Origin of the sequence: Segetibacter koreensis DSM 18137 (genome assembly GCF_000374045.1) — a bacterium.
In the GTDB taxonomy this organism is placed as follows: domain Bacteria; phylum Bacteroidota; class Bacteroidia; order Chitinophagales; family Chitinophagaceae; genus Segetibacter; species Segetibacter koreensis.
Genome location: NZ_KB893353.1, coordinates 1 through 8,930, shown reverse-complemented (window position 1 = coordinate 8,930; position 8,930 = coordinate 1). Strand labels below are relative to the sequence as shown.

The 8,930-nt window shown below is 36.7% G+C and carries 9 protein-coding genes and 1 pseudogene; 4 read left to right on the top strand and 6 right to left on the bottom strand.

Annotation, left to right across the window (positions count from 1 at the left end):
* Positions 1 to 215, top strand: a pseudogene (locus B154_RS33165) (hypothetical protein); the annotation flags it as partial.
* Positions 216 to 287: 72 nt separating this feature from the next.
* On the opposite strand, the gene B154_RS33160 reads toward B154_RS33165, so the two are convergent.
* Complete coding sequence (locus tag B154_RS33160) at positions 288 to 437, bottom strand: hypothetical protein (RefSeq protein WP_018616369.1); 150 nt, start codon at positions 435 to 437, stop codon at positions 288 to 290.
* Between the two features lie 431 nt (positions 438 to 868).
* On the opposite strand from B154_RS33160, the gene B154_RS29375 reads away from it, so the two are divergent.
* Together B154_RS29375 and B154_RS0121185 are read left to right on the top strand one after the other, a co-directional pair.
* Complete coding sequence (locus tag B154_RS29375; protein ID WP_018616367.1) at positions 869 to 2,164, top strand: polysaccharide deacetylase family protein; 1,296 nt, start codon at positions 869 to 871, stop codon at positions 2,162 to 2,164.
* A 240-nt stretch (positions 2,165 to 2,404) separates the two neighbouring features.
* Positions 2,405 to 2,896: a DinB family protein gene (locus B154_RS0121185; protein WP_157580909.1), complete on the top strand. Its 492-nt coding sequence runs from the start codon at positions 2,405 to 2,407 to the stop codon at positions 2,894 to 2,896.
* A 197-nt stretch (positions 2,897 to 3,093) separates the two neighbouring features.
* Here B154_RS0121185 and B154_RS0121180 read toward each other — a convergent pair whose 3' ends face one another.
* The 3 genes from B154_RS0121180 to B154_RS0121170 form a co-directional block, all read right to left on the bottom strand.
* On the bottom strand, positions 3,094 to 4,167 hold the full coding sequence (locus tag B154_RS0121180) for an acyltransferase (protein ID WP_026260341.1): 1,074 nt from the start codon (positions 4,165 to 4,167) through the stop codon (positions 3,094 to 3,096).
* A gap of 331 nt (positions 4,168 to 4,498) precedes the next feature.
* Positions 4,499 to 4,768 (bottom strand): hypothetical protein, encoded by a 270-nt coding sequence (locus B154_RS0121175; RefSeq protein ID WP_018616364.1) that lies wholly within the window; start codon positions 4,766 to 4,768, stop codon positions 4,499 to 4,501.
* Positions 4,746 to 5,018 (bottom strand): hypothetical protein, encoded by a 273-nt coding sequence (locus B154_RS0121170; protein WP_157580908.1) that lies wholly within the window; start codon positions 5,016 to 5,018, stop codon positions 4,746 to 4,748. Before B154_RS0121170 ends, B154_RS0121175 begins: the two co-directional genes overlap by 23 nt.
* A gap of 39 nt (positions 5,019 to 5,057) precedes the next feature.
* Here B154_RS0121170 and B154_RS0121165 point away from each other — a divergent pair, with 39 nt between their 5' ends.
* Positions 5,058 to 5,459 (top strand): hypothetical protein, encoded by a 402-nt coding sequence (locus B154_RS0121165; RefSeq protein WP_018616362.1) that lies wholly within the window; start codon positions 5,058 to 5,060, stop codon positions 5,457 to 5,459.
* Positions 5,460 to 5,506: 47 nt separating this feature from the next.
* On the opposite strand, the gene B154_RS0121160 is transcribed toward B154_RS0121165, so the two are convergent.
* On the bottom strand, positions 5,507 to 6,871 hold the full coding sequence (locus tag B154_RS0121160; protein WP_018616361.1) for a 5-methylcytosine restriction system specificity protein McrC: 1,365 nt from the start codon (positions 6,869 to 6,871) through the stop codon (positions 5,507 to 5,509).
* Complete coding sequence (locus tag B154_RS30975) at positions 6,858 to 8,426, bottom strand: AAA family ATPase (protein WP_169337686.1); 1,569 nt, start codon at positions 8,424 to 8,426, stop codon at positions 6,858 to 6,860. The genes B154_RS0121160 and B154_RS30975 overlap by 14 nt, the downstream gene beginning before the upstream one ends.
* Positions 8,427 to 8,930: the final 504 nt, after the last annotated feature.

Sequence of the window (8,930 nt, the reverse complement as noted above, 5' to 3'; positions counted from 1 at the left end):
CTATTTGTGTGATCCTTTTTTATTTGACCGGACATACATCAAAAGACATCGTCGATGTAAACACCCCTTTCTTATTTCGTCCGCAGCACTTTGGCTTTAATCTATGGATTGTCTACATTACCTGGCTTTTTGTTATAGTTGTTCTCTATAAGCCATGCAAATGGTTCGATCAATACAGACGAAACCACAGGCAGTGGTGGCTTAGCTATTTATAAAATATTTACAGAACAAAAGATAATTGTGCGACTGAGGATGGGGAATGCTTGCAAAGAAGTATTCTGTATAGCCTAGAACTTCTCCATAATATCCTCCTTTTTAATGTCTTTCAACACCTCACTAAAACTCCCCAACCCACTCTCTAAATTCTCCGCAATCTCCTCCGCCAATACATCAGGGTCAGGAAGGTTATCTGAATAAGCAAGAGACTTATCCTTCAACCAGGTAATATCAAGTGAAGTCTTATCACGAGCTACAATCTCATCATAACCGAACTTCCACCACCCGCCTTCAGGGTTATCAACCGCATGATAAGTTTCAACACGCTTAAATCTGTTTGATGGATTATAACAGGTAATAAACTGTCCGACAGCTTCTTACGTGCTGTCTCAACTGCCCCGACTTCAACAATACACTATCCGGAAGAACTACTCCTGCCCACATTACATCTGGAATTCGTAGGACTGCCGTTCCCACAATAATTGCAGAAGCATCTAGCTGATGTTTTTCAAATCCCTCACACAGTCCGGCTTTTCGTTACATCCATAGCTAAATACACGGATAGCAGGGGTTTGGCGCTCCTTTTGAAAAAAATAAACGCGGTACTAATATCTGCTTATTATGTTTTAGATCATATTCTTATCTTTAAAGCATGACTTATAAAACATTATTCTCTGTTTGTTTCTTATCCTTTTTAATAAATAGTGCTATAAGCCAAACAACAATCACGAAATGGAAAGATGATAAAAAAGGGGCAATATCACTCACGTATGATGATGGTAACCGCAATCAGTTTAAATATGCATTACCGATAATGGAACGGTTGCAATTGCCTGCAACGTTTTATATCATTACAGGTCCTATCAAAGGCTCACGATACCAGGGAAAATTTGTTGGCCGGCCGGTCGAAGATATCATCAAAGAGTCTGCTTCAAATCCTACTAATGCAGATAACTATTTTGAAAGGGCATCGGCTGCAAAATATTTGGGTTACATAGGCGCTGATGCTCTTTACGATAAAAGCGCCATTGCATTTGAGGATGGAAAAATAGATGAAGCCCATAAATTAATGGACACACTTTATCAGAAAGTGAGAAATGGAGCTTTGAAAAAAGGTATCGAATTTAGTGATGAAGTAGCACAGGAACAAGGTTTGGCTTGGGATAGTATTAAGGCGTATGCAGCAAAGGGATATGAATTTGCCAGCCACACAGTAACGCATACACATCTTGCCGTATTGGATACGACAAATATGTCGTATGAGCTTTATAAAAGCAAAGAAGATATTAAAGAGCACCTTGGCGATAAATATATTTTTGATGCCGAGATCCCTTTTGGCGTCGAACATCCTCGTGCATTAAAATATGCTTTTCCTGCTTACGCTGCTTTGCGGAATATGATGACAGATAGTTTTCTCTTTGAAATAAATCGTGGTTACAAAACTCAACCCGGTTCTTCAAACAAAGAATATGTGCAATGGCAACGCGGACCACTTTCTAAAACTTCTTTGCAGGAAATGAAATCTTATGTTGATACAACACTTGCTCATAATAACATATGGTTGGTGCTAGTGTTTCATGGTATAGATGGATTGGGCTGGGAAGCATTGCCGCATGAACTGCTTGAAACATATTTCAGATACATTAAGCAAAATGAGAATAACTTATGGGTGGCAACATTTGCAGATGTGGCAAAGTATATGCGTGAACGAATGCATGCTGATGTAAGTGAAAATAAAACCGGTAGCACTATTACGGTCCATCTGAAGCAGACATTGGATAGCCGGGTGTATGATGTACCGCTTACTTTAAAAACCTACGTGCCCGGGAGTTGGAAAGTTGTAAAATCAAATCAACAGCCAAACCTGAAAATACAAAAAGATGCTAAAGAAAGTTATGTTTTATATGATGTAATGCCGGGAGAAACCATAACGTTGTCTCATCAGTAAATGTTTGAACGCCTTCTTTAAAACGAAGTCCTGGTTAAAGATGTAGATACAGTAGATTTTGCTGGCTGAGGCTAAATCCTTTTGACTTCCGAAAATATGGTTCGTGTCATTCTTATCCTCTACATTAGGATTTATAGAATTTGATCATTGCAGGATTATGTAGAATATAAATTGGCTTTCCCACCTTGTGATATTGTCTAAATGGCAGCGGTTCTTCATATACTTTTAATCTTTTTTACGATGCAAAATCTATTACAAAAACAATATTCACTGATCAGGGATACAAGGCAACTGGTACTGGATTTTTTAGAAAACGAGGTTAAAGAAGACGTCAACACACCTGTTCCCGCTTTAGATAATAAAACCATCAGTTATTTACTCAAGCACACTGCGTGCTGTTATTTTTACTGGCTTGGCCACTACACGCTCCAACAGCCTCTTGATCTGTTGGAAAACGAGCAGCCGAAAACAATATCGCTGATCCGTCAACACTTTACGCGTGTCGACAACCTTATAGCTATCTTCTTCAATAAGTTTGAAAATAAATGGGAAGTAGAAATAGATGGAACATTCTCGGGAAACCCGCTCGAGCATCCTACTCCTTTACAAATACTGACTCATGTTATTACCCACGAATTTCATCACAAGGGCCAGATTGCAAATATGTGTCGAATGTTGGGTCACATTCCACCCGATACTGATCTCAGCAATAGTTTTACAGTAAAGGTGTAAAAGGAAGTGATAGCATCAGGAAGATTATCTATGTCAGCAAGTCATTTATCTTTTAATCCCCTTCAGCTTTTTGTCACTTCCTTTTCCTTGATGAAAAGAAAGTAACCAAAGAAAGAATCGTTTCGCGTGGTCGCACAGAAGTTCTGGCAATTGCAAGGGATATATTCCTTTTCCTGTTCAATTTATTGGCAAAATGTCTATCCTATGAAGTACTTACTTTTAGGCAAATAAGAGAGTAGCCTCATTATAATGTAAGTTGTAATGAAAGTAATGACAGCTATAATCGGGATTTTGATGGCGGCAGAGGTGAACAGTTTATCAAATAAAGAATGAACTGCATTCAGAACCATGATATGACCAAGGTAGATTCCATAACTTTTGCGCGAAACATCAAATAATAAACTATTGAAAGCCGATGCAGGTGTTGCTGTTTTTATATTTTTTATAATTAAAAACAACCCTGCAGTTATCATGGCTACATTGATGGTTTCAAATCCCCAGGTAAGCTCAAGCAACCTGACGTTTGGAGCTGTCGGAAGCTTTTGAATAAAGCCGATTGCTGTTATTGCATATCCTGCAACTATAAGAAAGGCTCCCATTACGTATTGCCCGGGAAATGGTAACAAAAAGAAACGTTTAATATAAAATGCCAGAACTGCATAACCCATAAACCCTGAGAAATAATACAGCAAAGGTGTTTTGTTCCAGTATGCTTCACCCAGCAGTTCCGGAAAGATTATATGTAAGTAGGGTACTGTCATTGCGATTGCCCAAAGTACAAGGTAGAACCGGATATTTTTTTCAGATGCACTTTCTATCCATGGAGAAATAACAGGTGCAAACAGGTAAAGCCCAATCAACATATAAACATACCACAAGTGACCAATATCAGTTCCGAAGTTTACAGGTATTCTTAAGATATTTGTGAATGCTGTTTCGAGGTTTACCTGTCCAAGAAAAAATTGATAAAAAGCATACAGGATACACCATATAACAAATGGAATAACAACACGGCTCAACCGTTTTCTGTAGAATGTATTGACATCCTTGACGGGAAAAAGGAAAAAACCAGAAATCATTACAAATAACGGAACGCAGGACCGGAACAATGAGTTGTACCAACCGACCCAATAAGCATCCATGCCCGGCAGCACATTTCCATCTTTAGCTATATAGTAAAATTCACCTGTATGAATTTGAACAACCATATATATTGCTAATACCCTTAACACATCTAAACTATAGTTGCGACCAGCGTGTTGAAATTTCATATCAAACAATGTCATTAATTACTGTAAAGAAAGTAATTTAAATGGCTATTTTTTATCTTACCTATCGAACAAGTCTCAAGATATTCATATGTTTTATTAGTTATTGTTTTGATACAAATCAGTTTAGTCATTTTATTCCCGTAACCCGCTGATCTTCTAATTCTGTAAATCCTTATTCAGGCGTTTTAACACCTCCCTAAAACTCCCCAACGCGCTCTCCAAATTCTCTGCAATTTTCTCCGCCAATACATCAGGATCAGGAAGATTATCTAAATTAGCAAGGATTATCTTTTAACCAGGTAATGTCTAAAGATGTTTTATTTCATTTGTTCTACATGGAATTTAAATTCCGAATGCTTGCCTTCGTTTCATTAATATTTACAATTAGTTTCAAAATAAGGTCAATATTTACATCTCCTATATCTTCAAACATCTCTGGTTCAACTTGTAATATTTCGCCTTGTTCATATAGCCTGCCCAACTCCTTATATTGTCCTGCAAAAGCAATATTCAAAACTGCTGAGATTGCATGACCTGCTGCATCATCCAGGCAATCAAGTGCAGAAAGTAAACTTTCCTTATAAGTCTGGTGTTTTGACATTTATTTTTTTATTCAAATCCCAATAATACTCCAATTTCCAAAATGGCTCTTCTTTCATAAACTCTTTAAGTTGATCAATCAGCTTCATAAAGGCTTCCTCCTCCATTTCAGACCAGCTGATATTCTCAATTTGTAAATCCTTTTTCAATCCTGACAAGAGGTACCTATCAATTGGAGGGAAGGCAACATGAGAAATTTTCGACATTCCCTTTGAGGGGATGATCTCGACTGTTTTAACATAAATGCTCACAATTTTTGCAGCGATACCAAACTCCTTCTTCCTTTTTTTATGATTTTCGTACTTGTTCCTAAAGAAGGGCAATTTGACGCAATTCTATTGAAAACACGCTTTGGTCGGGAAGATATCGGCCGGTCCTCTATATCATCCCCTGCTGATCACTACATTCAACAGACAAGACAATTGCTTGATAAAGTAAGGCCACTTTTAAAAGACGGAGGATTACTATTTATTTGGGGACTTCCTAATTATTTGCCTTTTCTGGGACAGCATTTGAGTGATAATAAAGAAGATGCTAATTACTTGTTCAAGTACTGGATATCAGTAGAATTAAAAGCATCTGATAACGAAGGTCTTCCGTCTTCTCATCTCGGACTTTTAATGTACTTAAAGTCAAAGTCAGTTAAAAGTACCACTCCTTTTCACCTCAACTTAATTAATTCTAAATATTAAGTCAACTTAGGCAAGTTCTAATCTGGTAGGAAAAACTGGATTTACTATTACAATTGGCTACCAATAACAAAAGAAGCTTCACTTTTCAACCTCATACATTCACTTAAAATGTCACTCAACATATTTTCTAAAGATCGGGCAATGTTGTTAAACTCTTTCATACTCCAGAAAGGCACTTCTGCCGCAATAACTTTTATAACTTCAGAGTTTTTCGTGAAGGGCGAGGTGATAGAAAAATAGTCACGAGTTTGAATTGTTTCAGAATAATTAGGATATAATAAGAGAACACAATTACATCCTCTTCTAAAGGCATAAGAGGTAACCTGATAGAGGTCGGATTGAGAAATTCCTCTTTTCTTATCTTCCCTTGCTTTTGCGCTTCTAAGCTTATACTTTGTATCCACAATAATTTTCAAGTTCTTTACTTCCTTGTTAGTTAAAAGTATATCATGTCGCATTTGAAATACTTTCTCATCCGTCAAAAACATCTCCGACTTCTGATATTCAACAAGCCACTTTTTATTGAATTTCTTTTCCAAAAACCCAGCGATAAAGTCTTCAAAAATGTATTCCATCGGAAACAACAAACACCATTGTGGTTGTTGGTAGAACTGATTATTATAAATCTGCTGGTCTAACACAAGTTTGCAGATATCAATCAATTCATAATAATCTTCATAAAAGCGATTTATCTTAATGGTTGATAGATGCCAGGATGTGCATTGCACGTCCTCTACCTCGTCTAAAATAAATATAATCTCCTGCAGCTTTTGTTGAGTTTCTGTAAACTTTGCTTTATTTAATAAAATCCTCGTAACATATTTTATAGCCCTATTCAAACTATTATCAAACTGCAACGGTTCGAGGTCACATTCAATAATATTATTGTTGCCTGTTGACAACCTTTGAGATAAGTACCTTGAAAAGTTAATCGTACCTCGCGGCATACTTACTCCTTCCTCAATCTCCTCATATAAAGAAATTGGCGATTGGCTTATCACATCCAAAAATCGTTCTGCTATAAGTTTAATAATCAGCTCCGGAAAGTCCAAATGATTAAAACGATCCAAACTAGTTTTAGTAATAGGAAATCTCCACTTACGACAGTAATCAAACCAGAAGAAAATATGCTTTTGAAACAATTCGACATTCTGGGCAGTAAGATTATAATTCCTAAAAACCTTTGGATATATTTCTACCTGATCTTTTTCTGTTTGAATAAAGCCAATGTAGTTTTGAGCGATTGCAGTATTATCAACAAACGAAAGAATTCTCTGCTTTTTTTCGAGGTCTTCGTCGTTCACATCTATGTCTGTAAACCTTTCATTCCATACTTCTTTAACATAAAACTCTAACAATTGCCTGTCGAAACCATTGAAAGCACCGTATTCGAATACTTTATGCAACTGCATCAGAAATAGATTTTGGTGAAACAAACCATTTGTATTTCGAGGTATCATACTTTACCTCATAGCCCGTTTCTTCAAATAATGATTCCACCTCTTCTATTCGACCATTAAAATATTCTGAAACTAGTGGAATTACTTTTTTTGTTATAATCTCCTCTAGGGAAAGATTGCTAATGAAGTAGGCGTAACCAATCAAATAGTCGGCATTTTTACGTTTCTCATAAATTTTCCTATTTATACTTTCAAGAAAGGTGACGCGGTCTGAATATTGACCATTTAAAACAGACGAATCTGGATACATTCCGATAAACTCAAACCGTCTTCTTAACGCTATATCAATCAGGGAAATTGATTTGTCAGCAGTATTCATCGTTCCTACAATATACAAGTTTGGAGGCAAGGTAAAGGTTTCACCGTTGGATAAAGTCACCGACAATTCATTATCTGCCCCTAACCTTTTATCATCCTCAAGTAACGTTATCAGTTCCCCAAAAACTTTGGAAATATTTGCGCGGTTAATTTCGTCTATTATCAATACAAAACGATCAGCTTGTATGTTTGAATTGCTCCCTAATTCATACGCTTTTTTAGCTTTTTCCACTATCTTATAAAAAATCCCTTCGTGCTTCTTAAATAAGAGTTGCTCTTTTTCCGTAGCCGGTTTTAAACCTACAATAAAGTCTTCATAAGTATAATTTTGGTGAAACGTAACAAAGGCTATTCTTCCCTCTGATTTCAGTTTGTCAAAAGCAAATTTATTTTGTTCATGATCACCGACAGTACCATTAATTATTTCAACAGACTTATCGATTGTATTATAAGTTTTACCAGTACCTGGAGGGCCATAAAGAATGATGTTTAATGGAAATTCCGGTAAGTTAGGTTGGGGAGTAGGTGTAGGTCCAACTGGAGGAACAGGTATTCCTTTAGGTTCTCGAATTCCCAGATAAACTTCTATCTGCTCTATACTATTGGGATATTCATATTGCCAAACCGATGTCATTAAACCTTCGTTTATAAACAAGTCGTCAATATTTGTTTTGATCCACGTAACATTCCTGCAGTGCGGAAATGAAAAAGTGCCTTCGTAGAAGTAATTATTACTAACTATTTTACCAATCGCCTTTATAGATATCCCATCTGCGACAAGAACATAATCAAAGGGTTTTATTTCATTATAAAACTTAAATATTTCACCTGCTTTCCTGGAGGCTGTGCTAGCATTGTCGTAAAAACCTTCTGCCATTAATGCATCTTTAATCCCAACTTTAGTAAGAGGACTTATATCTTCCAAGTCACCCAAGTCATACCATCCTATAGAAACTACATTATTTGTAACCATTTCAGATAAGATAGAAGCGCCATTTACTCCGTCTGTACTCCCTATTCTAAAGAAACGTGATTTATTATCTAAGTGCTTGTAGAGGAAAGCATCATAGGAAAGGCGAGGAAAGTCTTCATTTATTTCACTTTGTATTCTTACCTGTAACTGTTGTAATTCATCGAACGTATTATAAGTAGGATCGATTCCTTTACCCTTCAATAAATATTCATTCACGACGCCGTTAAGGCATAAAAATTGAAAAGGTTTTAACCTAAACATCCCGTCTAGAAGCTTCGCCTTACCAATATTTCTTATTGCTAAAACGTCCGCAAAAACGTTATCAGTAATCCCTCCTTTTTCGGCTCCTCCAAAAATGATTTCCGAAGCTAACGTTTGACAGGTGCATCAGCATAATTATTATATTGCCTTGCTCTATTGTAAGGCCGATTTAAGACTGTTGCGTGATAGCACGGGCGTAATCCTGGTTGGAATGTAAAAAGCCTTTCTGCTACAACAAAAAGGCTTTGAGATGATTTCAGTGGTGAGTCCCCAGTTGGACATCCCGATCAGAATATTTACATGTCAAAGGTACATTCCCTGTAGAGCATTTTTAAACTAAAAAAGAATGCTTGTGAAGAAAAATGTTTCAATGGAAATTATTAATCCTAATGCCGCCGGTATTGATGTAGGTAGCCGCTCACATTTTGTAGCGATAGGACAGGCCAAAGATGATGTAAG

What these genes read in the sequence shown, in the direction of transcription:
- B154_RS0121185 (WP_157580909.1), top strand. Translation starts at nt 2,405, where the DNA reads ATGCAAAATCTATTACAAAAACAATATTCACTGATCAGGGATACAAGG.
- B154_RS0121160 (WP_018616361.1), bottom strand. Translation starts at nt 6,871, where the DNA reads ATGCAGTTGCATAAAGTATTCGAATACGGTGCTTTCAATGGTTTCGAC.
- B154_RS0121180 (WP_026260341.1), bottom strand. Translation starts at nt 4,167, where the DNA reads ATGAAATTTCAACACGCTGGTCGCAACTATAGTTTAGATGTGTTAAGG.
- B154_RS0121165 (WP_018616362.1), top strand. Translation starts at nt 5,058, where the DNA reads ATGATTTTCGTACTTGTTCCTAAAGAAGGGCAATTTGACGCAATTCTA.
- B154_RS29375 (WP_018616367.1), top strand. Translation starts at nt 869, where the DNA reads ATGACTTATAAAACATTATTCTCTGTTTGTTTCTTATCCTTTTTAATA.
- B154_RS0121175 (WP_018616364.1), bottom strand. Translation starts at nt 4,768, where the DNA reads ATGTCAAAACACCAGACTTATAAGGAAAGTTTACTTTCTGCACTTGAT.